The organism is Pseudomonas sp. IzPS59 (genome assembly GCF_014863505.1).
Taxonomy (GTDB): domain Bacteria; phylum Pseudomonadota; class Gammaproteobacteria; order Pseudomonadales; family Pseudomonadaceae; genus Aquipseudomonas; species Aquipseudomonas kribbensis.
Genome location: NZ_CP062251.1, coordinates 1,306,183 through 1,331,532, shown reverse-complemented (window position 1 = coordinate 1,331,532; position 25,350 = coordinate 1,306,183). Strand labels below are relative to the sequence as shown.

At 60.7% G+C, this 25,350-nt stretch carries 23 protein-coding genes; 12 read left to right on the top strand and 11 right to left on the bottom strand.

Annotated elements, in window-relative coordinates; genetic code table 11:
• Positions 1-60: 60 nt before the first annotated feature.
• From rseP to rpsB, 8 genes are all read right to left on the bottom strand, one after another.
• Positions 61-1,413, bottom strand: coding sequence for a sigma E protease regulator RseP (rseP, locus tag IF189_RS05800; protein ID WP_085729810.1), 1,353 nt, complete (start codon positions 1,411-1,413; stop codon positions 61-63).
• A 53-nt stretch (positions 1,414-1,466) separates the two neighbouring features.
• Positions 1,467-2,657, bottom strand: a complete 1,191-nt coding sequence (gene ispC / locus IF189_RS05795) for a 1-deoxy-D-xylulose-5-phosphate reductoisomerase (RefSeq protein ID WP_134825641.1) — start codon at positions 2,655-2,657, stop codon at positions 1,467-1,469.
• Entirely contained in the window at positions 2,654-3,460 is an 807-nt protein-coding gene (locus IF189_RS05790; RefSeq protein WP_085712840.1) for a phosphatidate cytidylyltransferase, read from the bottom strand. Before IF189_RS05790 ends, ispC begins: the two co-directional genes overlap by 4 nt.
• The gene (uppS, locus tag IF189_RS05785; protein WP_085712839.1) at positions 3,460-4,215 is read right to left on the bottom strand and encodes a polyprenyl diphosphate synthase; all 756 of its coding nucleotides are present in this window, start codon (positions 4,213-4,215) and stop codon (positions 3,460-3,462) included. The genes IF189_RS05790 and uppS overlap by 1 nt, the downstream gene beginning before the upstream one ends.
• A gap of 14 nt (positions 4,216-4,229) precedes the next feature.
• Entirely contained in the window at positions 4,230-4,787 is a 558-nt protein-coding gene (gene frr / locus IF189_RS05780; RefSeq protein WP_085688727.1) for a ribosome recycling factor, read from the bottom strand.
• On the bottom strand, positions 4,784-5,527 hold the full coding sequence (pyrH, locus tag IF189_RS05775; RefSeq protein WP_011332683.1) for a UMP kinase: 744 nt from the start codon (positions 5,525-5,527) through the stop codon (positions 4,784-4,786). The genes frr and pyrH overlap by 4 nt, the downstream gene beginning before the upstream one ends.
• Positions 5,528-5,736: 209 nt before the next feature.
• Positions 5,737-6,600 carry a translation elongation factor Ts gene (tsf, locus tag IF189_RS05770; RefSeq protein ID WP_134825640.1) on the bottom strand — a complete coding sequence of 288 codons (864 nt, stop codon included), beginning with the start codon at positions 6,598-6,600 and terminating at the stop codon, positions 5,737-5,739.
• Positions 6,601-6,803: 203 nt separating this feature from the next.
• A complete protein-coding gene (gene rpsB, locus IF189_RS05765; RefSeq protein ID WP_003222119.1) occupies positions 6,804-7,541 on the bottom strand; it encodes a 30S ribosomal protein S2 in 738 nt (245 codons plus the stop codon).
• A gap of 373 nt (positions 7,542-7,914) precedes the next feature.
• Between rpsB and map the strand changes: the two genes are divergently transcribed.
• From map to IF189_RS05745, 4 genes are all read left to right on the top strand, one after another.
• Positions 7,915-8,697 (top strand): type I methionyl aminopeptidase, encoded by a 783-nt coding sequence (gene map / locus IF189_RS05760; RefSeq protein WP_085729805.1) that lies wholly within the window; start codon positions 7,915-7,917, stop codon positions 8,695-8,697.
• Between the two features lie 39 nt (positions 8,698-8,736).
• Positions 8,737-11,439, top strand: coding sequence for a [protein-PII] uridylyltransferase (locus IF189_RS05755; RefSeq protein ID WP_085712837.1), 2,703 nt, complete (start codon positions 8,737-8,739; stop codon positions 11,437-11,439).
• 43 nt (positions 11,440-11,482) lie between these two features.
• Positions 11,483-12,682 carry a succinyldiaminopimelate transaminase gene (dapC, locus tag IF189_RS05750; RefSeq protein WP_192552968.1) on the top strand — a complete coding sequence of 400 codons (1,200 nt, stop codon included), beginning with the start codon at positions 11,483-11,485 and terminating at the stop codon, positions 12,680-12,682.
• Positions 12,683-12,849: 167 nt separating this feature from the next.
• Complete coding sequence (locus tag IF189_RS05745) at positions 12,850-13,578, top strand: M12 family metallopeptidase (protein ID WP_192552967.1); 729 nt, start codon at positions 12,850-12,852, stop codon at positions 13,576-13,578.
• An 8-nt stretch (positions 13,579-13,586) separates the two neighbouring features.
• Here the strand turns inward: IF189_RS05745 and IF189_RS05740 are convergent, their stop codons facing one another.
• Positions 13,587-15,218, bottom strand: coding sequence for a Na+/H+ antiporter (locus tag IF189_RS05740; protein ID WP_192552966.1), 1,632 nt, complete (start codon positions 15,216-15,218; stop codon positions 13,587-13,589).
• A gap of 260 nt (positions 15,219-15,478) precedes the next feature.
• Here IF189_RS05740 and IF189_RS05735 point away from each other — a divergent pair, with 260 nt between their 5' ends.
• The 4 genes from IF189_RS05735 to IF189_RS05720 all read left to right on the top strand — a co-directional run bounded on the left by IF189_RS05735 (position 15,479) and on the right by IF189_RS05720 (position 18,585).
• Complete coding sequence (locus tag IF189_RS05735; RefSeq protein ID WP_042607053.1) at positions 15,479-15,787, top strand: arsenate reductase; 309 nt, start codon at positions 15,479-15,481, stop codon at positions 15,785-15,787.
• 31 nt (positions 15,788-15,818) lie between these two features.
• Positions 15,819-16,853, top strand: a complete 1,035-nt coding sequence (dapD, locus tag IF189_RS05730; protein ID WP_119427163.1) for a 2,3,4,5-tetrahydropyridine-2,6-dicarboxylate N-succinyltransferase — start codon at positions 15,819-15,821, stop codon at positions 16,851-16,853.
• 125 nt (positions 16,854-16,978) lie between these two features.
• The gene (locus IF189_RS05725) at positions 16,979-18,184 is read left to right on the top strand and encodes an aminotransferase class V-fold PLP-dependent enzyme (protein WP_192552965.1); all 1,206 of its coding nucleotides are present in this window, start codon (positions 16,979-16,981) and stop codon (positions 18,182-18,184) included.
• Positions 18,181-18,585, top strand: coding sequence for a SufE family protein (locus tag IF189_RS05720; RefSeq protein WP_192552964.1), 405 nt, complete (start codon positions 18,181-18,183; stop codon positions 18,583-18,585). Before IF189_RS05725 ends, IF189_RS05720 begins: the two co-directional genes overlap by 4 nt.
• Positions 18,586-18,609: 24 nt before the next feature.
• On the opposite strand, the gene tcdA is transcribed toward IF189_RS05720, so the two are convergent.
• Positions 18,610-19,428, bottom strand: coding sequence for a tRNA cyclic N6-threonylcarbamoyladenosine(37) synthase TcdA (tcdA, locus tag IF189_RS05715; protein ID WP_192552963.1), 819 nt, complete (start codon positions 19,426-19,428; stop codon positions 18,610-18,612).
• A 273-nt stretch (positions 19,429-19,701) separates the two neighbouring features.
• On the opposite strand from tcdA, the gene IF189_RS05710 reads away from it, so the two are divergent.
• From IF189_RS05710 to IF189_RS05695, 4 genes are all read left to right on the top strand, one after another.
• The gene (locus IF189_RS05710) at positions 19,702-22,293 is read left to right on the top strand and encodes a glycosyltransferase (RefSeq protein ID WP_134825633.1); all 2,592 of its coding nucleotides are present in this window, start codon (positions 19,702-19,704) and stop codon (positions 22,291-22,293) included.
• 212 nt (positions 22,294-22,505) lie between these two features.
• Positions 22,506-23,657 carry a succinyl-diaminopimelate desuccinylase gene (gene dapE / locus IF189_RS05705; protein ID WP_134825632.1) on the top strand — a complete coding sequence of 384 codons (1,152 nt, stop codon included), beginning with the start codon at positions 22,506-22,508 and terminating at the stop codon, positions 23,655-23,657.
• A complete protein-coding gene (locus IF189_RS05700; protein WP_134825631.1) occupies positions 23,657-24,466 on the top strand; it encodes a putative RNA methyltransferase in 810 nt (269 codons plus the stop codon). Before dapE ends, IF189_RS05700 begins: the two co-directional genes overlap by 1 nt.
• A gap of 76 nt (positions 24,467-24,542) precedes the next feature.
• A complete protein-coding gene (locus tag IF189_RS05695) occupies positions 24,543-24,920 on the top strand; it encodes a hypothetical protein (protein WP_085729795.1) in 378 nt (125 codons plus the stop codon).
• A 153-nt stretch (positions 24,921-25,073) separates the two neighbouring features.
• Here the strand turns inward: IF189_RS05695 and IF189_RS05690 are convergent, their stop codons facing one another.
• Positions 25,074-25,283 (bottom strand): cold shock domain-containing protein, encoded by a 210-nt coding sequence (locus tag IF189_RS05690; protein WP_007954750.1) that lies wholly within the window; start codon positions 25,281-25,283, stop codon positions 25,074-25,076.
• Between the last annotated feature and the right edge of the window lie 67 nt (positions 25,284-25,350).

Below are 25,350 nucleotides of genomic sequence, written 5' to 3'. Positions count from 1 at the left end.
TTCCAACTGGCAATAAACAAACTGCCGCAAAATGCGGCAGATTCGCAATTCAGCGAAGCGTTACAGTCGACCCAGATCGTTGACCAGAGCAAGCAACATCACCCCGACCACCAAACTGATACCGATCTGTATCCCCCAACCTTGCACCCGATCCGACAAGGGACGACCACGCGCCCACTCGATCAGATAAAACAACAAATGCCCCCCATCCAGTACAGGAATAGGCAGCAAATTCAGAACCCCCAGGCTAATACTCAGATAAGCAAGGAAATTCAGGAAATCAGCAACGCCCGACTGGGCAGAAGCGCCCGCCACTTTAGCAATGGTTATCGGTCCACTCAAGTTTTTTACCGAGAGCTCGCCGAACAGCATTTTCTTCAGTGAATCCAGCGTCAGGACGCTCATGGTCCAGGTACGACGGGCGCCCTCGCCAATCGCGGCCAGAGGACCGTAGCTGACCTCACGAATCATCTCCGGTGGCCAGTCGACAGCTTTCACTCCCGCCCCCAGATAACCGCTTGGCGACTTGCTTTCACCACGCGCCGCCAGCGTCACAGGGACGTCGATTTGAGCACCGTCGCGCTCGACGTGCAGCATGATTTTGGTATCAGGACGCGTACGAACCGTGTCGACCACTTGCTGCCAGTCATCCAGCGCCTTGCCGTCCAGCGCCAGCAGACGGTCACCGGTCTTCAACCCGGCAGCCTGGGCCGGGCCTTTCGGATCGAGCTCAGCGAGAATCGGCGGCAATGCAGGACGCCATGGACGGATACCCAGAGAACGAATCGGATCCGGCTCGTCAGCACCTTTGAGCCAGTGATCCAGTGCAAGCTCACGCGGAGAATCGGCCGTAGAGCCCTGCTCACGCACCAGCACCTGCAGGGAACCGCTTTCCCCCAGGCGACGTACCAGTTGCAGGTTGACCGCCGCCCAGCCCGAAGTCGGCTCACCGTCGATGGCGACGATTTCCTGACCTGCATTCAAACCGGCTTTCGCAGCGATACTACCGGACTCGACGGCACCGATGACCGGACGTACCTGTTCGCTGCCGAGCATGGCCAGCACCCAGAAGAACACCATGGCCAGCAGGAAGTTGGCGACCGGACCAGCAGCCACGATAGCAATACGCTGGCGAACTGACTTGCGATTGAAAGACAAATGAAGCTGATCAGCGGGCACTTCACCTTCACGCTCATCGAGCATCTTGACGTAGCCGCCCAGCGGAATGGCAGCGACGACAAACTCGGTCCCCTGCTTGTCATGCCAGCGCAGCAACGGCATGCCGAAGCCCACGGAAAAGCGCAGAACCTTTACGCCACAGCGACGCGCGACCCAGAAGTGGCCGAATTCGTGAAAGGTGACCAGCACACCCAGGGCGATCAGGGTGCCGGCAATCATATAGAGCGCGCTCATCTACTTTCTCCGCAATCCTGTTCTATGCCGCGTGAAGCCATGTACCGCAGGGTCTATCGACCGTGACGAGTCAGCCATTGCCCGGCGAGCGTACGTGCTGCCGCGTCCGCCGTGAACACCGCATCGAGATCATTCAGAGCAACCACCGGCTCGAGATTCAACACTTCCTCGATGATACTCGCGATTTCGAGGTAGCGAACCCGCCCGTCGAGAAACGCCGCCACCGCAACTTCATTCGCGGCATTGAGCATGGCAGGTGCACTGTTGCCGGCCTCGGCTGCCTGACGGGCAAGCCGCAGGCACGGGAAGCGCTCTTCATCGGGTGCTTCGAAGTCCAGGCGCGCGATGGCAAACAGGTCCAATGGCGCCACGCCAGAATCAATGCGCTCAGGCCAGGCCAGCGCATTGGCGATCGGCGTACGCATGTCGGGATTACCCAGCTGCGCCAGTACCGAGCCATCTACGTAGTCGACCAGAGAGTGAATCACGCTCTGTGGATGGATCACCACTTCGACTTGCGACGGCCGGGCATCGAACAGCCAGCAGGCTTCGATCAGTTCGAGCCCCTTGTTCATCATGCTGGCCGAATCCACGGAAATCTTGCGACCCATGGACCAGTTAGGATGGGCACAGGCCTGGTCGGGAGAAACATGCGCCAGTTCGGCCATCGGCGTCTGCCGGAAAGGACCACCCGAGGCCGTCAGCAAAATCCGACGCACACCGACATTGCTCAATCCACGAGCGAAATCCTGAGGCATGCACTGGAAAATCGCGTTGTGCTCACTGTCGATGGGAAGCAGGACCGAACCGCTCTTGCGCACTGCCTCCATGAACAAGGCGCCGGACATGACCAGCGCCTCCTTGTTCGCCAGGAGAATTTTCTTGCCCGCCTCGACAGCGGCGAGGGTCGGGCGCAGACCCGCGGCGCCGACGATGGCCGCCATCACGGCATCTACCTCCGGGGCTGCCGCAACCTGACACAGACCTTCCTCACCTACCAGCACCCGGGTCGACAGGCCGGCAGCACGCAAATCGTCTTGCAAACCACGGGCTGCCGCGACTTCCGGCACCACAGCGAACTGCGGCACATGGCGTACGCATAAGGCAAACAGCTCGCTCAGACGCGTAAAGCCACTGAGTGCAAATACCTGATAACGGTCAGGGTGACGAGCAATGACATCCAGAGTACTCAGACCGATCGAGCCGGTTGCCCCCAGAACAGTGACCTGTTGTGGGCGGCTCACGGTGCAGCCATCCACAACAGCACGGCGAATACCGGGATCGCAGCCGTCAGGCTGTCAATGCGGTCCAGTATGCCGCCATGGCCCGGCAGCAGATTGCTGCTGTCCTTGATCCCGGACTGACGCTTGAACATGCTTTCAGTCAGGTCGCCCACCACCGAGATGAACACGATCAGCGCAGCGCCAATCAAGCCTTTGAACAATTGCGCCACTGTCCAGTCACGAAACAGAGCGACCAGCGTGGTGATAACGAGGCTCAGTGCCAGACCGCCATACACGCCTTCCCAGCTTTTGCCCGGACTGACTTGCGGGGCCAGCTTGCGCTTGCCGAATGCACGACCGGAAAAGTAGGCACCGATATCCGCGCCCCAGACCAGCACCATCACCGCCATGATCAGCCAGTTACCCAGCGGGTATTGCTTGATCTGAACCAGCCCTTGCCAGGCCGGCAGGAGAATCAGCAGACCGATCACCAGTTTGCTGGCGGCACTGGCCCAGCGCTCGCTGGAGCGCGGATAGGTCAGCACCAGCCAGGTCGCTACCGCCCACCAGATCACCGAAGCACCGAGCACCCAGGGCGCCAGCCCCGGCAGGATGTACATGACGAACAGCATCAGCGCGACGACTGCCGCATAACCAACGCGAAACGATTGCGCAGTGAAACCGGCCAGGCGCGCCCATTCCCAGGCACCCAGACTGACCACCAGGCCGATGAACAGCGCAAAACCGGAACCCTCGAGCAGGAAAAATCCACCCAATGCGATCGGCAGCAGGATCAGCGCAGTGATGATTCGTTGTTTAAGCATTAAACCCGGGCTCCAGCTTCGATCTGCTCGCTCGTTTTACCGAAGCGACGCTGACGCGAAGCGAAATCGGCCAGTGCATTACGCATGGCATCGTGTTTGAAGTCCGGCCAGAACAGGTCGGAGAAGTACAACTCGGCATAGGCCAGCTGCCACAGCAGGAAGTTGCTGATGCGGTGCTCGCCGCCCGTACGGATGCACAAGTCCGGCAATGGCAGGTCGCCGGTCGCCAGACAGGTTTGCAGCAGATCCGGGGTGATGTCTTCCGGCCGCAGGTGACCGGCCTGAACTTCCCGAGCCAGGCGCTGTGCAGCTTGGGCGATATCCCACTGACCGCCGTAGTTGGCGGCAATTTGCAGGATGAAGCGATTGGCGCCCGCAGTCATCGCTTCAGCTTCACGCATGGCTGCCTGAAGCTCAGGATGGAAACGCGAACGGTCACCAATGATGCGCAGGCTGATGTTGTTGTCATTGAGGCGCTTGGCCTCACGACGCAGCGCCTTGAAGAACAGATCCATCAGGGCACTGACCTCATCGGCCGGGCGCTGCCAGTTCTCACTGGAAAAGGCGAAAAGCGTCAGCACCTCGACACCGGCCTCGGCACACACCTCGATCACCGCCCGCACAGCATCTACACCCGCTTTATGCCCGGCGACACCCGGCATAAAGCGTTTTTTCGCCCAGCGATTGTTGCCATCCATGATGATCGCGACATGGCGCGGCACCGCGGACGGCGCAGTCTGCTTGGTCTTTTCCATTTAAAGCTCGACCCTTATACGGCCATCAGATCCGCTTCTTTTTCCTTGGTAGCCGCGTCGATATCAGCTTCAGCCTTGTCGGTCAGCTTCTGGATATCAGCCGCCGCACGGCGCTCTTCGTCTTCGCTGATTTCCTTGTCCTTGACCAGCTTTTTCAAGTCGCCCAGTGCATCGCGGCGAATGTTGCGCACGGCAACGCGAGCATCTTCAGCCGCTGCGCGCGCCTGCTTGGTGAAGCCCTTACGGGTTTCTTCGGTCAGCGCCGGCATGGAAACCAGCAGCAGCTCGCCAAGGTTGGTCGGATTGAGGTTCAGACCGGCGTTCATGATCGCCTTGTCGACCGCCGTGAGCATGTTGCGCTCGAACGGCACGACCTGCAGGGTCCGGGAGTCTTTCACCGTTACGTTCGCGACACCGCTCAAAGGGGTATCGGCACCGTAGTAAGGCACCATCACGCTACCCAGAATGCTCGGGTGAGCCTTGCCGGTACGAATCTGGCCGAATGCATGACTCAGCGACTCGATCGACTTCTTCATGCGCTCTTGGGCGTCTTTCTTGATTTCGTTGATCATTGTTGAACTTCCTCGATCAGGGTTCCTTCAGCGCCGCCGTGCACAATGTTCAGCAGGGCGCCGGGCTTGTTCATGTTGAATACGCGCAATGGCATCTTGTGGTCGCGGCACAGGCAGATGGCCGTCAGATCCATTACGCCCAGCTTGCGATCCAGTACTTCATCGTAAGTCAGATGATCGAACTTCTCGGCATGCGGGTCTTTGAACGGGTCGGCGGTGTAGACGCCATCGACCTTGGTTGCCTTGAGTACGACGTCCGCGTCGATCTCGATGGCACGCAGGCAGGCTGCCGAATCCGTGGTAAAGAACGGATTGCCGGTACCGGCCGCGAAAATCACCACGTCCTTGGAGTTCAGGTGACGCATGGCCTTGCGACGATCATAGTGATCGGTCACACCGACCATGGAAATGGCCGACATCACGATGGCCGAGATATTGGCACGTTCCAGCGCATCGCGCATGGCAAGGGCGTTCATCACAGTGGCCAGCATGCCCATGTGGTCGCCGGTGACCCGATCCATGCCGGCCTTGCTCAGCGCTTCACCGCGGAACAGGTTGCCGCCGCCGATAACCAGACCGACCTGAACACCGATGCCGACCAGCTGGCCGACTTCCAGCGCCATGCGATCCAGCACTTTCGGATCGATCCCGAACTCTTCCGAGCCCATCAGGGCCTCGCCGCTAAGCTTGAGTAGAATGCGTTTATAGCGAGCCTGATAACCACTGCCCTGCTGAGCCATTGCGAATCTCTCCTGCGGCGTATTTAAAAATTCTTTGCGAGCTGTTTGCAGCTGCGTTCACTCTAGCGTGGCGCTGCTTCAGCGCCATCGGAACATGGCTTTGTAAGTCAGTTCCAAGGGGAAACCAATTAAAAATTGGTAACCCTATCTGAAAAGAGGCTGCGCGCGTGAGCGGGCAGCCTCTTTCGGGCGACAGTTGAAAAACCGTCTTACTGCTTGGCGGCAGCCACTTGAGCGGCAACTTCGGCAGCGAAGTCGTCAACTGGCTTCTCGATGCCTTCGCCTACTTTGAAGTAGGTGAAGGAAACGATTTCGGCACCGGCTTTCTTGGCCAGCTCGCCAACCTTGACTTCAGGATTCATGACGAAGGCTTGCTCTTTCAGCGAGGCTTCGGCTTTGAACTTGGTGATACGACCGTTGATCATGTTCTCAACGATGTTTTCCGGCTTGCCGGCGATCTTGTCGGCATTCAGCTGCAGGAATACGTTCTTCTCGCGCTCGATGGCCTCGGCGGAGATTTCCGACGCGTCCAGGAACTCCGGGTTCGAAGCTGCAACGTGCATGGCAATGTTCTTGGCCAGGTCGACGTCGCCGCCTTTCAGAACAACCACTGCACCAATCTTGTTGCCGTGCAGGTAAGCGCCTACAACGTCACCCTCAACACGCGCCAGACGACGGATGTTGACGTTTTCGCCGCACTTGGCAACCAGGGCTTCACGAGCAGCTTCACGCGAAGCGATCAGCGGAGCCGCGTCGGTCAGCTTCTGAGCGAAGGCTTCTTCGAGGCTTTCAGCGACGAAGTTCTTGAAGTCGTCCTGCAGGGCCAGGAAGTCGGTCTGCGAGTTCACTTCCAGCAGAACGGCGGACTTGCCGTCAGCCTTGACAGCGATAGCGCCTTCAGCGGCAACGTTGCCGGCTTTCTTGGCAGCCTTGATCGCGCCCGAAGCACGCATGTCATCAATGGCTTTTTCGATGTCGCCGCCAGCCTTTTCCAGGGCTTTCTTGCAATCCATCATGCCTTCGCCGGTACGCTCGCGCAGTTCTTTGACCAACGCTGCAGTAATTGCTGCCATTTTCAAATTCCTCTTGGATAGGTTTTCAACCATTCCACCCGATCGAACGGGCGTTCAATTCTTCCCGAACCACCTTGTAGCCGCTGCACGTTACAGATACAGGGCGAGCGCTGCCACAAGCGGGCGCCAACAGATGGTTTTCGAGGTGGCAAAAAGGGGGCCAAGCCCCCTTTTTGCTTACTGAGTCAACGCCAGGGCGTCAATTACTCAGCTGCAGCCTGAGTTTCTTCAGCTGCGAATTCAACAGTACCGCCAGCAACATTGTTGCGACCACGGATAACTGCGTCAGCCATCGAACCCATGTACAGCTGGATAGCGCGGATTGCGTCATCGTTGCCTGGGATGATGTAGTCAACGCCTTCCGGGCTGCTGTTGGTATCGACAACGCCGATAACCGGGATGCCCAGCTTGTTGGCTTCGGTGATCGCGATGCGCTCGTGGTCAACGTCGATCACGAACAGTGCGTCTGGCAGACCGCCCATGTCCTTGATGCCGCCCAGGGAGCGATCCAGCTTCTCAAGATCACGGGAGCGCATCAGCGCTTCTTTCTTGGTCAGCTTGGCGAAAGTACCGTCTTCGGCTTGTACTTCAAGGTCACGCAGACGCTTGATGGAAGCACGGATGGTCTTGAAGTTGGTCAGCATGCCGCCCAACCAGCGGTGATCGACGTACGGCGAACCGCAACGTGCTGCTTCTTCAGCAACGATCTTGCCAGCGGAACGCTTGGTGCCGACGAACAGAATCTTGTTTTTGCCCTGGGCCAGACGCTCTACGAAAGTCAGAGCTTCGTTGAACATTGGCAGGGTTTTTTCAAGGTTGATGATGTGAATCTTGTTACGCGCGCCGAAAATGTACTTGCCCATTTTCGGATTCCAGTAACGGGTTTGGTGACCGAAGTGCACACCGGCCTTCAGCATATCGCGCATATTGACTTGGGACATGATAGTTCCTTGATAAGTCGGGTTGGGCCTCCACGTATCCCAATGACCAACCCCTGATCCGAGGATCAAAGGCACCCAGGCCATCGTGTCGACACGTGTGTGGGTTAATGCTCCCGGAGCTATCCCCGGAAAGCGGCGCATTTTATACCACAGCAAGGCCGCAAACGGAACCCGGAATCTTTAATCCCGTCAGGGACATGGATGCCGGCCCCTTGGAATCGGCCTTGCGCGCACTATTGTATAGAGAGAAGCGATGCACGCAGGCGCGGATTTGCGCCTTTGGTCTGTTAGAATCGCGTTTTTCAGGGCGGCCAGGCGAATACCGCCGCCCTGTCCGTATCAGCAAGCGCCGTCGAGCGCAGAGAGAGCCTGTATGACCGTCACCCTCAAAACTCCCGAGGACATCGCTGGCATGCGTGTCGCCGGCAAACTGGCCGCCGATGTGCTGGAAATGATTGCCGAACACGTCAAGCCGGGCGTGACCACCGATGAGCTGAACCAGATCTGCCACGACTATATCGTCGACGTGCAGAAAGCCATCCCTGCCCCGCTCAACTACAAGGGCTACCCGAAGTCGATCTGCACCTCGATCAACCACGTGGTCTGCCACGGCATCCCGAACGACAAGCCGCTGAAAAACGGCGACACCCTGAACATCGATGTCACGGTGATCAAGGACGGCTACCACGGCGACACCAGCCGCATGTTCCACGTCGGCACCGTGCCGGTCTGGGCCGAGCGCCTGTCCCAGGTCACCCAGGAATGCATGTACAAGGCGATCGAAATCGTCAAACCCGGCTGCCGCCTCGGCGACATCGGCGAGATCATCCAGAAGCACGCTGAAAAGAACGGCTTCTCCGTGGTGCGCGAATTCTGCGGTCACGGCATCGGCAAGGTGTTCCACGAAGAGCCGCAGATCCTGCACTACGGCCGCGCCGGCACCGGCATGGAACTGAAGGCCGGCATGACCTTCACCATCGAGCCGATGATCAACCAGGGCAAGGCCGACACCAAGGTGCTGGGCGACGGCTGGACCGCGATCACCAAGGACCGCAAGCTGTCGGCGCAGTGGGAACACACTTTGCTTGTCACTGACACCGGTTACGAAATCTTCACCCTGCGCAGCGACGACACGATCCCGCGCGTATCGGCCTGATCCGGAACTGCTCCCAGCCTATAGAAGGAAAGCCAATCGATGCCGCAGGTGGATCCCGAACTCTTCGACCGCGGCCAGTTCCAGGCTGAACTGGCCCTGAAAGCGAGCCCTATCGCCGCGTTCAAGAAGGCAATCCGCCAGGCCCGCGAAGTGCTCGATGCACGTTTTCGCAGCGGCCGCGACATCCGGCGGCTGATCGAGGATCGCGCCTGGTTCGTCGACAACATCCTGCAAAAGGCCTGGGACCAGTTCAACTGGAGCGAAGACGCCGACATCGCGTTGGTCGCGGTCGGCGGCTACGGTCGCGGTGAGTTGCACCCCTATTCCGACATCGACCTGCTGATTCTGCTGGACAGCGCCGACCACGAAATCTTCCGTGATTCCATCGAGCGCTTTCTGACGCTGTTGTGGGACATCGGCCTGGAAGTCGGTCAGAGCGTTCGCTCGGTGGATGAATGCGCCGAAGAGGCCCGCGCCGACCTGACGGTGGTCACCAACCTCATGGAAAGCCGCACCATTTGCGGCCCCGAGCGTTTGCGCCAGCGCATGCTCGATGTCACCAGCACCGCCCACATGTGGCCGAGCAAGGAGTTCTTCCTGGCCAAACGCTCCGAGCAGAAGGCCCGCCACCACAAATACAACGACACCGAATACAACCTGGAACCCAACGTCAAAGGCTCGCCCGGCGGACTACGGGATATTCAGACGATTCTGTGGGTCGCCCGTCGCCAGTACGGCACCCTGAACCTGCGCGCCCTGGCCGGCGAAGGCTTCCTGGTCGAGAGTGAAAACGCCCTGCTGGCGTCGTCCCAGGAATTCCTCTGGAAAGTGCGCTACGCGCTGCACATGCTGGCCGGCCGTTCCGAAGACCGCCTGCTGTTCGACCATCAACGCACAATCGCAGGGCTGCTGGGGTTTGAAGGTGACGACGCCAAGCAGGCCGTCGAAAACTTCATGCAGCAGTACTTCCGCGTGGTGATGAGCATCGCCCAGCTCAGCGACCTGATCATCCAGCACTTCGAGGAAGTCATCCTCGCCCCGGAAGACGAAGCGCCGCCGCAGCCGATCAACTCGCGCTTCCAGCTGCACGACGGCTACATCGAGGCACGTAACGACAACGTGTTCCGCCGCACGCCGTTCGCCATGCTCGAGATCTTCGTGCTGATGGCCCAGCAGCCGGAAATCAAGGGCGTGCGCGCCGACACCATTCGCCTGCTGCGGGAAAACCGTCACCTGATCGACGACAATTTCCGCAACGACATCCGCAACACCAGCCTGTTCATCGAACTGTTCAAGTGCAAGATCGGCATTCACCGCAACCTGCGGCGGATGAACCGCTACGGCATTCTCGGACGTTACCTGCCGGAATTCGGTTTCATCGTCGGACAGATGCAGCACGACCTGTTCCACATCTATACCGTCGATGCCCACACGCTGAACCTGATCAAACACCTGCGCAAATTGCAGTACTCGCAGGTGTCGGAAAAATTCCCGCTGGCCGCCAAGCTCATGGCCAAGCTGCCGAAGCCTGAACTGATCTACATGGCGGGCCTGTATCACGACATCGGCAAGGGCCGGCACGGCGACCACTCGGACATCGGCGCAGTGGATGCCGAGGCGTTCTGCCAGCGCCATCAACTGCCGGTGTGGGACAGCCGCCTGATCGTCTGGCTGGTGCAGAACCATCTGGTGATGTCGACCACCGCCCAGCGCAAGGACTTGTCCGACCCGCAGGTGATCCATGACTTCGCCCAGATCGTCGGCGACGAAACCCGCCTCGACTACCTGTACGTGCTGACCGTGGCCGACATCAACGCAACCAACCCGACCCTGTGGAACTCCTGGCGCGCCAGCCTGCTGCGCCAGCTCTACACCGAGACCAAGCGCGCCCTGCGTCGCGGCCTGGAAAACCCGGTGGACCGCGAAGAACAGATCCGCCAGACCCAGAGCGCAGCGCTGGACATTCTGGTGCGCGGCGGCACCGATCCGGACGACGTCGAGCAATTGTGGGCGCAACTGGGCGACGATTATTTCCTGCGCCACACCGCTGGCGACGTGGCCTGGCACAGTGATGCGATTCTCCAGCAGCCGGCCGACGGCGGCCCGCTGGTGCTGATCAAGGAAACCACCCAGCGCGAATTCGAGGGCGGTACACAGATCTTCATCTACGCCCCGGACCAGCACGATTTCTTTGCCGTGACCGTGGCCGCGATGGACCAGCTCAATCTGAACATTCACGACGCCCGGGTCATCACGTCCAGCAGCCAGTTCACCCTCGACACCTATATCGTGCTCGACACCGATGGCGATTCGATCGGCGACAATCCGCTGCGGATCAAGCAGATCCGTGACGGTCTGACCGAAGCCCTGCGCAATCCTGACGATTACCCGACCATTATCCAGCGTCGGGTGCCGCGCCAGCTCAAGCACTTTGCGTTCGCACCACAAGTGACGATCCACAACGACGCCCAGCGTCCGGTAACGGTTCTGGAGCTCACTGCACCCGACCGGCCCGGCCTGCTGGCACGGATCGGCGGGATTTTCCTGGAGTTCGATCTGTCGCTGCAGAACGCCAAGATCGCTACCCTGGGCGAGCGGGTGGAAGACGTGTTCTTCATCACCGACGCCCACAATCAGCCGCTGTCCGACCCGCTGCTGTGCAGCCGTTTGCAGGATGCCATCGTCGAGCAGCTCAGCGTCAATCAGGAACCCGATATCAAACTGTCGCGCATCAGCATTTGATTGCGCCCCCGGATTCAACCGCTTTGCACGAGACCCCGCACCGATGAACAACGCTCTGACCCAGTTGCAGCCCTACCCGTTCGAAAAGCTCCGCGCCCTGCTCGGCAGCGTCACGCCAAACCCGGACAAGCGCCCGATCGCGCTGTCCATCGGCGAGCCGAAACACCGTTCGCCAAGCTTTGTCGCCGAAGCCCTGGCCAACAACCTGGATCAGATGGCAGTGTACCCGACCACTCTCGGCATTCCGGCCTTGCGCGAAGCCATCGCCGCCTGGTGCGAGCGTCGTTTCAATGTGCCGAGCGGCTGGATCGATCCGGCGCGCAACGTGCTGCCGGTCAACGGCACCCGTGAAGCGCTGTTCGCGTTTACCCAGACAGTGGTCAACCGTGGCGACGACGCGCTGGTGGTCAGCCCGAACCCGTTCTATCAGATCTACGAAGGCGCGGCGTTCCTCGCCGGGGCCAAGCCGCACTACCTGCCATGCCTGGACGAGAACGGCTTCAACCCGGACTTCGACGCGGTATCGCCGGACATCTGGAAACGCTGCCAGATCCTGTTCCTGTGCTCGCCGGGCAACCCGACCGGCGCGCTGATCCCGGTCGACGTGCTGAAAAAGCTGATCGACCTGGCCGACGAGTACGACTTCGTGATCGCTGCCGACGAGTGCTACAGCGAACTGTACTTCGACGAACAGACGCCACCACCAGGTCTGCTCAGCGCCTGTGCCGAACTGGGTCGCAAAGACTTCAAGCGTTGCGTGGTGTTCCACAGCCTGTCCAAGCGCTCGAACCTGCCGGGCCTGCGTTCCGGTTTCGTTGCCGGTGATGCCGACATCCTCAAGGGTTTCTTGCTGTACCGCACCTACCACGGCTGCGCGATGCCGGTTCAGACCCAACTGGCCAGCGTTGCCGCGTGGAATGATGAAGTGCATGTGCGCGCCAACCGTGCGCTGTATCGCGAGAAGTTCGATGCCGTGCTGGCGATCCTCAGCCCGGTGATGGACGTGCAGCGTCCGGATGGCAGCTTCTACCTGTGGCCAAACGTGCAAGGTCACGACGCCGCGTTCTGCCGTGATCTGTTTGCCGAAGAGCACGTAACCGTGGTGCCGGGTTCGTATCTGTCCCGGGATGTCGACGGGGTCAACCCGGGTGCCGGCCGCGTGCGCATGGCACTGGTTGCGCCGCTGGCTGAATGCGTCGAAGCGGCCGAACGCATCCGCGATTTCGTCCTGCGCCACAAGTAACGCCTGAACGCCCGTGCCGGGCAATCCGGCACGGGCGCCTCATATATCGAGTTACAGATCCTCCAACTATTTATCTCACTTGCCCTCCGGCCAGACGTTAGTCTTGAGCCGCGCCTGTCTCTGCGCACAAACAAACTCAAAACTTTAACTTCAAGGAAGAAGTGCAAATGGACGATCTGCTGGATTGCCAACTCATTCAATGGCCCGATGATCAAGCCGCTTATACGGCAGCCATCAATGAAAACCCCGCCAATGCCGGTACAAGTTCCGGCACTCGACGTAAACGCTCCATCGTTCACTATTCAAAACTCTGGGCCAACGGCCGCACCCTGAAAGTTGCTTTCATGGACTCACCCGATACCGATCACAAGAACAGGATTATCGCTGCGGCCAGGCAATGGCTGCCTTACATCAACCTGAAGTTTGAATTTGTCGACGATTTGAAAGGCGACATCCGGATTGCAACAAAAAACAATGACAACAGCTCGATGCTGGGCACCGATGCGCTGTTGATCCACCCCGACCATCCCACCATGAATCTGGGGGTCAAACCGGAACATGAAGACTTCGAGGTGATCGTGATCCACGAATTCGGCCACGCATTGGGTGCAATGCACGAACATCAGCACCCCAAGGCCAATATTCCGTGGGATAAGCCTAAGGTGTACGAGTTCTACAAAAATCGGGAAATGAACCCGCTCACCGAGGAGCAGGTCGACAGAAACCTGTTCGCGTCCTTCGACACACTGGACGCGATCTACACCTCCTACGACCGGAAATCGATCATGCACCACCCGGTGGCAAACACATTGACGGTGGGCGACTGGGAGGTGCCGATCAACCGCCGGATCAGTAGAAAAGACAAACGTCTGATGAGATTGCTCTATCCCAAGTAACGCTTTTCCTATTTGACCTGCCCCAGATTCGCCTCACTCAAATCCAGCTCGCCCAACACCTCCCGCAACACGTCATCACCAATCTGGTGCTGACGGCTCAGGCTGTACAACTCAAGGCGTTGCGCGCGCAGCGCCTTGAGACGCAGGCGGCGCTCAAGCAGGTCCATCTGGAATGCCAGCGCCTGGGCTTCCGCCGAATCGTTGAACACCTCCAGTTGATGACGATACTCGGACATGATCCGCGCCTTGAGCTCTGCCGAAAGTGCCGCTTGCGCAGCATCCTGCGGGTTGACCTCTTCGATCTCCAGCGCGTGGATTGCCGCTTCGGCGGTCTTGCGCCAGGCATCGCGGACTTCCTGGCGACGCTTGTCGTCGGGGCTTTTCTGGATCCCGCGCAGCAGCAACGGCAGGGCGATGCAGGCTGCGACCAGCGACATCAGGATCACCCCGGCGGCGATGAAGATCAGCAGATCACGTTCGGGAAAGGCCTCGCTGCCCATCAGCATCGGCACCGACATCACGCCCGCCAGCGTCACCGCTCCGCGCACCCCGCCGACCGTCAGCAGCCAGCAGGATCGGGCCGTTGGCACTTGCGTGAGGTCGCCCTTGCCGCGCAAGCGACGCAGCAGGACCGACAGACGCCAGATGCTTTGCACCCAGATGAAACGCAGCAGCACCAGTGCCAGGAAAATCGCCACCACGTCGAGACAGCGGTAGAACAGGGTCGGCCACAATGAGGTTTCGTGACTGACGACAGCCTTGATGATGTCCGGCAATTGCAGGCCGAGCAGCAGAAAGATCAAACCGTTGAAGGCGAACTCCAGCAACGACCAGACACTGCGATTGAGCAAGCGGGTGCTGGTCTGGCGCGGCAGCAGGTCGAGCCAGCTCTGCATCATCCCCGCCGCCACCGCCGAGAGAATGCCCGATGCGCCAAGACGTTCGGCCAGCACGTAAGCGGCAAACGGCAGGAGCAACATGAACACCACATGGGTCGCCGGATCGTCCCAGCCCCGGGCGATCATCCATGCGCGCAAGCGGCCCACCAGCCAGCTTAACGCGACACCCACAGCCAGCCCGCCGACCGCCACCAGCACGAACGTCAGACTGGCGTTGGCCAATGAAAACGCACCGGTGACCGCCGCCACCAGGGCGAACTTGAAGGTCACCAGGCCCGAAGCATCATTCATCAACGCTTCGCCTTGCAGCATGTGCATCAGCGGCGTCGGCAAGCGGTTCTGCGAAATCGCCGACACCGCCACGGCGTCGGTGGGCGACAGCACCGCCGCCAGCGCGAAGGCCACCGGCAACGGAATCGTCGGCAGCAGCCAGTGAATGAAGTAGCCGGCACCGACCACGGTAAACAGCACCAACCCGACCGCCAGCGTCAGCACCGGCCCGCGCAGGCGCCACAATTCGCGTTTGGGCATGCGCCAGCCATCGGAGAACAACAGCGGCGGCAGGAACAGAAACAGGAACAGCTCGGGATCGAGCGCCACATGCAGGCCAAGTGTTGGCCAGGCCAGCAAGGCCCCGGCGGCAATTTGCACCAAAGGCAGCGGCAACGGGATGACCCGTCCGACCAGACGCGAAACGCTGACCAGCATCAGCAGGATCAGGACGGTATAAGCGGTTTGCATAAAGCGGAAATCCCGGACAATCGACAGCGTTGAACTGCCATATTAGCCGCTTAGGCTGTGGCTGACCGTTGCACCTATGTCGCACATCGGTGGACGGCAGCCAGTGACAATGGGACAAACCCCGGCCAGCGGCGACGCCGAAACCGTCCGGTCGTGGCATAATCCGTCACCTTTTCTTTCCGGCAACCTGTAAAGGGGGCGATTCCTTGACCGTTTCAAGCAAAACGTTGCACCTTTTCGGCATCAAAGCCTGCGACACCATGAAGAAGGCGCGCACCTGGCTAGATGAACACGCTGTCAGCTACGACTTCCACGACTACAAAACCGCCGGCATCGACCGTGAACACCTGACCCAATGGTGTGACGAACACGGCTGGCAAACGGTGTTGAACCGCGCAGGCACGACCTTTCGCAAGCTCGACGACGAACGCAAAGCCGATCTCGACCAGTCGAAAGCCATCGAACTGATGCTCGCTCAACCCTCGATGATCAAGCGCCCGGTGCTCGATCTCGGTGACCGAACCCTGATTGGCTTCAAGCCAGATATCTACGCGGCCGCGCTCAAGTAAGCAGCCCGTCACTTTTTGTAGAGGTATTCACATGTCCAACTCTCTGTTCAGTATCGCTTTCGGCGTCGGCACCCAGAACCGTCAAGGCGCGTGGCTGGAAGTGTTCTACGCCCAGCCGCTGCTCAACCCTTCGGCCGAACTGGTCGCTGCCGTGGCACCGATCCTCGGCTACACCGAAGGCAACCAGGCAATCAGTTTCACCACCGCACAGGCCGCACAACTGGCTGAAGCCGTGAAAGGCATCGACGCCGTCCAGGGCAAGCTGCTGACCCGTCTGGCTGAAAGCCACAAGCCGCTGGTCGCTACCCTGCTGGCTGAAGACGCTCAACTGACCTCCACGCCAGAGGCGTACCTGAAGCTGCACCTGCTGTCCCATCGTCTGGTCAAGCCGCACGGCGTGAGCCTGGCCGGGATCTTCCCGCTGCTGCCGAACGTGGCCTGGACCAGCCAGGGCGCCATCGACCTGAGCGAACTGGCCGAGCTGCAACTCGAAGCCCGTCTGCGCGGCGAGCTGCTGGAAGTGTTCTCGGTGGACAAGTTCCCTAAAATGACCGACTACGTGGTACCGGCCGGCGTGCGTATCGCTGACGCTGCACGTCTGCGTCTCGGCGCCTACGTGGGTGAAGGCACCACCGTAATGCACGAAGGCTTCATCAACTTCAACGCCGGCACCGAAGGCCCGGGCATGATCGAAGGCCGCGTCTCCGCTGGCGTATTCGTCGGCAAGGGTTCGGACCTGGGCGGCGGCTGCTCGACCATGGGCACCCTGTCGGGCGGCGGCAACATCGTGATCAAGGTCGGCGAAGGCTGCCTGATCGGCGCCAACGCCGGTATCGGTATTCCGTTGGGCGATCGCAACACCGTCGAGTCGGGTCTGTACGTGACCGCTGGCACCAAGGTGGCGCTGCTGGACGAAAACAACAACCTGGTCAAAGTGGTCAAGGCCCGTGAACTGGCCGGACAGACCGACCTGCTGTTCCGCCGCAATTCGGAAACCGGTGCCGTGGAATGCAAGACCCACAAATCGGCAATCGAACTGAACGAAGCGCTGCACGCTCACAACTAAGCGCCAGAAGCTCACCTGAGGGAGCCGACCTGCTTGCGATGGCGTTCGAAAGATCGCCTTCGCGGGCAAGCCCGCTCCCTCAGGGTTCGGCGTTAACCCGCCCAAGTTCACCAGGGCTCGAAAGCATGATGATTCCCTCCCCCTGGCGCGCCGACTTCCCGGCCATCGCCGCCCTGCAACGGCAAGACCAGACCTATCTGGACAACGCCGCCACCACGCAAAAACCCCAGGCTCTGCTCGACGCGCTGGCGCACTACTACGCCAATGGCGCGGCCAATGTGCACCGTGCCCAGCACTTGCCCGGCGCCCACGCCACGCAGGCGTTCGAGGACAGTCGCCTGAAGGTCGCCCAGTGGCTGAATGCCGGTGACAGCGGGCAGATCATCTTCACCCACGGCGCCACCAGCGCGCTGAATCTCCTGGCTTATGGCCTGGAACATCTTTTCCATCCGGGCGATGAAATTGTCATCAGCGCCCTGGAGCATCACGCCAACCTGCTGCCGTGGCAGCAACTGGCACAACGTCGCGACCTCAAACTGGTGATCCTGCCGCTGGACGATGACGGTGTGATCGACCTCGCCGCCGCCGTTCACCTGATCGGTCCGCGCACCCGTCTGCTGGCGGTCAGCCAGTTGTCCAATGTGCTCGGCGCCTGGCAACCGTTGCCGGCCCTGCTGGCGATGGCCAGGGCGCAAAACGCGCTGACGGTGGTTGATGGCGCTCAAGGCGTGGTCCACGGCCGCCATGACGTGCAGGACCTGGGGTGCGATTTTTATGTGTTTTCCAGCCACAAGCTGTACGGCCCCGATGGCCTCGGCGTGCTGTTCGGGCGCAACGAAGCGCTCGAGCAACTGCGGCCGTGGCAGTTCGGCGGCGAAATGGTGCTGGAAGCCAATTATCACGAATCCCGTTTCCGCCCTGCTCCGCTGGGTTTCGAAGCCGGAACGCCGCCGATTGCCAGCGTGATCGGCCTTGGCGCAACCCTCGACTACCTCGCCGGTCTGGATCTGGACGCCGTGTCCACCCACGAAGCCGCGCTGCACGATTACCTGTTGCGTGGCCTCGCCGCTCGCAATGGCATTCGCCTGCTGGGCAAGCCACAACTGGCGCTGGCCAGTTTTGTCGTCGAAGGTGTGCACAACGCTGATCTGGCGCACTTGCTGACCGAACAAGGCATCGCCGTGCGTGCCGGGCACCACTGCGCGATGCCGCTGCTCAAGCGCTTTGAACTGGCCGGGGCGATCCGTGTATCCCTGGCCCTGTACAACGATTCCGAAGATCTGGAGCGCTTCTTTGAAGCGCTGGATCAGGCGCTGGAGTTGTTGCGATGAGCCTGCCGGTAGAGGCCGCCGAAGCGCTGCAAACGTTTCAGAATGCGGCCGGTTGGGAACAGCGGGCGCGGCTTTTGATGCAGTTTGGTGATCGCCTGCCGCCGTTGAGCGATGCGGACAAGTGCGATGCAAATCGGGTGCATGGCTGCGAAAGTCAGGTGTGGCTGGTCGGCGAGCTGCGCGACGGCCACTGGCAATTCGCAGCGAGCAGCGATGCGCGGATGATTCGCGGATTGGTGGCGTTGTTGCTGTTGCGGGTCAACGGCTTGAATGCCGAAGAATTGCAGCAGGTCGATCTGCCGGACTGGTTCAATCAGTTGGGGCTGTCGCGGCAGTTGTCGCCGTCGCGCAGCAATGGCCTGAATACCGTGTTGCAACGGATGAACGAGCTGGCGCAGTAAAGGGCTGCGCAGCAGCCCTCTGCTTCAAGCCTGAGGCTTGACCCGATCCGCCGGCCGCCGGACGCCCGCGACAATCTTGTCCACCGCCTTGGTCGCCGCGACCATGCCGAACGTCGCCGTCACCATCATCACCGCGCCAAACCCGCCGGCGCAGTCCAGTTTCACGCCGTCCCCGACAAAACTCTTCTGCAGGCAGATGCTGCCGTCCGGTTTCGGATAGCGCAGCTGTTCGGTGGAGAACACGCACGGCACGCTGTAGTGACGGGTCACGGTGCGCGAGAAGCCGTAGTCGCGACGCAACGTGGAGCGCACTTTCGAAGCCAGTGGATCGTTGAACGTGCGGTTGAGATCGCAGACCTGAATCAGCGTCGGATCGATCTGCCCGCCGGCACCGCCGGTGGTGATGATCTGGATCTTGCGGCGTTTGCACCAAGCAATCAGCGCGGCCTTGGCGTTAACGGCGTCGATGCAGTCAATCACGCAGTCGATGTTCGGCGTGATGTATTCGGCCATGGTGTCGCGGGTAACGAAGTCCGCCACGGCGTGCACCTTGCAGTCCGGGTTGATCCCGCGCAGACGCTCGGCCATCACCTCGACCTTGGGTTTGCCGACCGTGCTGTCCAGCGCATGCAGCTGCCGGTTGGCGTTGCTGACGCAGACATCGTCGAGGTCGAACAGGGAAATCTCGCCCACCCCGCAACGGGCCATGGCTTCCGCCGCCCAGGAACCGACGCCGCCAACGCCGACAATCGCCACGTGGGCGGCGCGCAGACGCTCCATCCCGTCAATGCCATACAAACGGGCGATGCCTGCAAACCGCGGATCTTCTGTACTCATGACCATTACCCCAAAAACCGGCGCGCATTATAGGGCCGTCGGCGGCCAAGAGCACCTTTGCGCTATGAACGGCGAACCTGCCTGCTTTAATTAAAGCTGCACGTAACAAAGATTTGCCTTACATGCTGAAACGAAAGAACTTAAGTCGGGTTGGATTGCCCAATGTCCGGCATTTCCCTGTCTGTTGTAGGACTCGGCGAACTGCCGGTGTAGGATGCGCGCCCTCAGGCGTCAACCAGCCGACCCTTCGTTCCACAGACCTTGGAACCCGACACAGCTATGTCATCGCGTAAATTTGGACTCAACCTGGTGGTGGTTCTGGCAATCGCCGCCCTGTTCACCGGTTTCTGGGCACTGATCAACCGCCCCGTCTCCGCGCCGAACTGGCCGGAGCAGATCTCCGGTTTCTCCTATTCACCGTTCCAGCAAGGACAGTTCCCGCAGAAGGATCAGTATCCGACTGACGACGAAATGCGCCGCGACCTGGAGATCATGAGCAAGCTGACGGACAACATCCGCATCTACTCGGTCGACGGTTCCCTGCAAGACATCCCGAAACTGGCTGAAGAGTTCGGCCTGCGCGTGACCCTGGGGATCTGGATCAGCCCCGACCAGGAACGCAACGAACGGGAAATCACCCGCGCCATCGAACTGGCGAACACCTCACGCAGCGTGGTTCGCGTGGTGGTCGGCAACGAAGCGATCTTCCGCAAGGAAATCACCGCCCAGGAACTCAGCGTACTGCTCGACCGCGTGCGCGCGGCCGTGAAAGTGCCGGTGACCACCTCCGAACAGTGGCACGTCTGGGAAGAACACCCGGAACTGGCCAAGCACGTCGACCTGATCGCCGCGCACGTTCTGCCTTACTGGGAATTCATTCCGGTGGACAAGGCCGGGCAGTTCGTTTTCGACCGCGCCCGCGACCTGAAAAAGATGTTCCCGAAAAAGCCGCTGCTGCTGTCTGAAGTGGGCTGGCCGAGCAACGGCCGCATGCGCGGTGGCGCCGATGCGTCGCCGGCGGATCAGGCAATCTACCTGCGCACGCTGGTCAACAAACTCAACCGCCAGGGCTTCAACTACTTCGTGATCGAAGCATTTGACCAGCCGTGGAAGGCCAGCGACGAAGGTTCGGTCGGCGCTTACTGGGGCGTGTTCAACGCCGCGCGCCAGCAGAAATTCAACTTCGAAGGCCCGGTGGTGGCGATCCCGCAATGGCGCGTGCTGGCCATCGGTTCGGTGGTGCTGGCGCTGTTGTCGCTGACCCTGCTGATGATCGACGGTTCGGCCCTGCGCCAGCGCGGCCGTACCTTCCTGACCTTTATCGCGTTCCTGTGCGGTTCGGTACTGGTGTGGATCGGCTACGACTACAGCCAGCAATACAGCACGTGGTTCAGCCTGACAGTGGGCTTCCTGCTGGCGCTCGGTGCGCTCGGGGTGTTCATCGTGCTGTTGACCGAAGCCCACGAACTGGCGGAGGCGGTGTGGATTCACAAGCGTCGCCGTGAATTCCTGCCGGTGGTCGGCGATTCGGACTACCGCCCGAAAGTCTCGATCCACGTGCCTTGCTACAACGAGCCGCCGGAGATGGTCAAACAGACCCTCAACGCCCTGGCCAACCTCGACTATCCGGACTTCGAAGTCCTGATCATCGACAACAACACCAAGGACCCGGCGGTCTGGGAACCGGTTCGCGACTACTGCGAAACCCTCGGCCCGCGCTTCAAGTTCTTCCACGTTTCGCCCCTGGCCGGCTTCAAGGGCGGCGCGCTGAATTACCTGATCCCGCACACCGCCAAGGACGCCGAAGTCATCGCAGTCATCGACTCCGACTACTGCGTGCACCCGAACTGGCTCAAGCACATGGTGCCGCACTTCGCCGACCCGAAAATCGCCGTGGTGCAGTCGCCGCAGGACTACCGCGACCAGAACGAAAGCACATTCAAGAAGCTCTGCTACGCCGAATACAAAGGCTTCTTCCACATTGGTATGGTGACCCGCAACGACCGCGACGCGATCATCCAGCACGGCACCATGACCATGACCCGTCGCTCGGTTCTGGAAGAACTGGGCTGGGCTGACTGGTGCATCTGTGAAGACGCCGAGCTTGGTCTGCGGGTGTTCGAGAAAGGCCTGTCGGCGGCGTATTACCACGACAGTTATGGCAAGGGTCTGATGCCGGACACCTTCATCGACTTCAAGAAGCAGCGTTTCCGCTGGGCCTACGGTGCGATCCAGATCATCAAGCGTCACACCCGCAGCCTGCTGCGCGGCAAGGACACCGAGCTGACTCGCGGCCAGCGTTACCACTTCCTCGCGGGCTGGCTGCCGTGGGTGGCGGACGGCATGAACATCTTCTTCACTGTCGGCGCGTTGCTGTGGTCGGCGGCGATGATCATCGTGCCGCAACGGGTCGACCCGCCGTTGCTGATTTTCGCAATCCCGCCGCTGGCGCTGTTCGTGTTCAAGGTCGGCAAGATCATCTTCCTGTACCGTCGCGCCGTGGGCGTGAACCTGAAGGATGCGTTCTGCGCGGCACTGGCCGGCCTGGCGTTGTCGCACACTATCGCCAAGGCGGTGCTATACGGCTTCTTCACCAGCAGCATTCCGTTCTTCCGCACCCCGAAAAACGCCGACAACCATGGCTTCTGGGTGGCGATTTCCGAGGCCCGGGAAGAGCTGTTCATCATGTTGCTGTTGTGGGGCGCGGCGCTGGGGATCTTCCTTGTGCAGGGCATTCCGAGCAACGACATGCGCTTCTGGGTGGCAATGCTGCTGGTGCAGTCGCTGCCGTACGTGGCAGCGCTGATCATGGCGTTCCTGTCGTCGCTGCCGAAACCTTCGGCGGCGCCTGAACCGGCACCTGTCGTCTAATTCCTCGACGAAGCACTAAACGGCGGCCAATGGTCGCCGTTTTGCTTTAAGATAACCGCCATTTTGCAGGGCCAAGGCCCCGATGGCCTGCCACTAGACCTGTGGGAGCGAGCTTGCTCGCGATGAGTCCGTCACATTCAACACTTATGTTGAACAGGACATCGTCATCGCGAGCAAGCTCGCTCCCACATTTACAGCATCCGGAGTTTTCCATGACGGCCCACGCCGACCTTTCGCCGACCCTCCAACTCGCCATCGACCTGATCCGCCGTCCGTCCGTGACGCCGGTCGACGCCGATTGCCAGAAGCAGATGATGCAGCGCCTGGGCGATGCCGGCTTCACCCTCGAGCCGATGCGCATCGAAGATGTGGATAACTTCTGGGCGACTCACGGCAAGAACGACGGCCCGGTGCTGTGCTTCGCCGGCCACACCGACGTGGTGCCGACCGGTCCGGTGACCGCCTGGCAGATCGACCCGTTCAACGCGGTGATCGACGAACACGGCATGCTTTGCGGCCGTGGCGCGGCGGACATGAAAGGCAGCCTGGCATCGATGACCGTTGCCGCCGAGCGCTTCGTCGCCGACTACCCGGATCACAAGGGCAAGGTCGCGTTCCTGATCACCAGCGACGAAGAAGGCCCGGCGCATCACGGCACCAAGGCTGTGGTCGAGCGTCTGGCAGCGCGTAACGAGCGTCTGGACTGGTGCATCGTCGGCGAACCGTCGAGCACCTCGCTGGTGGGCGATGTGGTGAAAAACGGTCGTCGTGGCTCCCTCGGCGCCAAACTGACCGTGCGCGGCGTGCAGGGCCACGTGGCCTATCCGCACCTGGCGAAGAACCCGATCCACCTCGCTGCTCCGGCCCTGGCCGAACTGGCCGCCGAGCACTGGGATCACGGCAACGACTTCTTCCCGCCGACCAGTTTCCAGATTTCCAACGTCAATTCCGGCACCGGCGCCACCAACGTGATTCCGGGCGATCTGGTGGCGTTGTTCAACTTCCGTTTCTCCACCGAATCGACCGTCGAAGGCCTGCAGAAGCGCGTCGCCGACATCCTCGACAAGCACGGTCTGGACTGGCACATCGACTGGGCGCTGTCCGGTCTGCCGTTCCTCACCGAGCCGGGCGCGCTGCTCGACGCGGTGTCGTCGAGCATCAAGCAGATCACCGGTCGCGAGACCAAGGCGTCCACCAGCGGTGGCACCTCCGATGGCCGTTTCATCGCAACCATGGGTACCCAGGTTGTTGAACTGGGCCCGGTCAACGCGACCATCCACCAGGTCAACGAGCGCGTACTGGCGGCCGATCTCGACGTGCTGACCGAGATCTACTACCAGACCCTGATCAAGTTGCTCGCCTGATGCTTGCGTGTCCGATCTGCAGTGAACCGCTGAACGCGGTGGACAACGGCGTGGTCTGCCCCGCCGGCCACCGCTTCGACCGTGCGCGTCAGGGTTACCTGAACCTGCTGCCGGTGCAGCACAAGAACAGCCGCGATCCCGGCGACAATCAGGCGATGGTCGAGGCCCGCCGCGACTTTCTGAACGCCGGGCATTACGCGCCGGTGGCCAAGCGTCTGGCGGAACTTGCGGCCAGTTATGCGCCGGCCCGCTGGGTCGATATCGGTTGTGGCGAGGGCTACTACACCGCGCAGATCGCCGAGGCCTTGCCGGATGCTGACGGTTACGCGCTGGATATCTCGAAGGAAGCGGTCAAGCGCGCCTGCAAACGCAATCCTTCGCTGACGTGGTTGATTGCGAGCATGGCCCGTGTGCCATTGGCTTCCGGCAGCTGCCAGTTTCTGGCCAGTGTCTTCAGCCCGCTGGACTGGGAAGAGGCCAAGCGCCTGCTCAGCGTTGGCGGCGGCCTGATGAAAGTCGGCCCGACCAGTGGCCATCTGATGGAACTGCGCGAACGCCTGTACGACGAAGTGCGTGAGTACACCGACGACAAGCATCTGGCATTGGTGCCGGAAGGCATGGCGCTGGCGCACAGTGAAACCCTGGAATTCAAGCTGACGCTGGACAAGCCCGAGGATCGCGCCAACCTGCTGGCGATGACGCCTCACGGCTGGCGCGCCAGTGCCGAGCGCCGTGCGGCGGTGATCGAGCAGGCCGAGCCGTTCGTGACCACCGTGTCGATGCGCTACGATTATTTCGTTCTTCAATAACTTTTGGACTCGGGCAAGCAGCCCGGGGCCGGCTAAATCCGCGAATGGATTTTTCAGACCCGCAGTGAGGATATCCATGCGCCAACCGGACATCGAGATTTACCTGAAAGACGCCGACGTCGACCACAAGGCCATTTCCGCCTGGCTGGGCGCAGCCCTCGGCCCTTGCAGCGACTGGGTACAGAAAGGTCAGACCTACAAATGCAAGGCCGGCAACATCCCGGTGACCTGGCTGCCGAAAGCCGTGGGCAAGTGGAACAGCCTGTACCTGGAAAGCGACCAGACCCCATGGGACGACGACATCGCCTGCGCCCGCGCAGCCTTTGCCGCGCTGAACGTCGAAGTGCGCTGCGCGCCGGGGACCTGGGTCGAGGAAGAAGGTGAGGAAACGGCGGACCGCTGGATCCGGATCAGCGAAGACGGTGAAGAAGAAATCACCTGGAAAACGGCATAACGGAGCTGTACACAGAACCTGTGGGAGCGGCGGTTCGACGCTTCGACTTGCCCGCGAAGGCGGCGGCACATCCAAAAATGGAGGTGGCTGACAAACCGCTTTCGCGGGCAAGCCCGCTCCCACAGTGTTTTCCGGGGATCCGAAGAGTGCGGTTTACAACCCGACCACGTCTTCAGCCTGCAACCCCTTCTGCCCTTCCACCACCGCGTATTCAACCTGCTGACCTTCGGTCAGCGAACGGTGGCCTTCACCGCGGATCGCGCGGTAGTGCACGAACACGTCCACCCCGTCTTCGCGCTGAATGAAGCCGTAGCCCTTGGCGTCGTTGAACCACTTCACGTTGCCGGTTTCACGTGTTGCCATCTGTTCATACTCCTTTTTTATTATTGAACAGGCTTTTCGCAGGAAAGCCTTTGCGGAACGTCAGCCT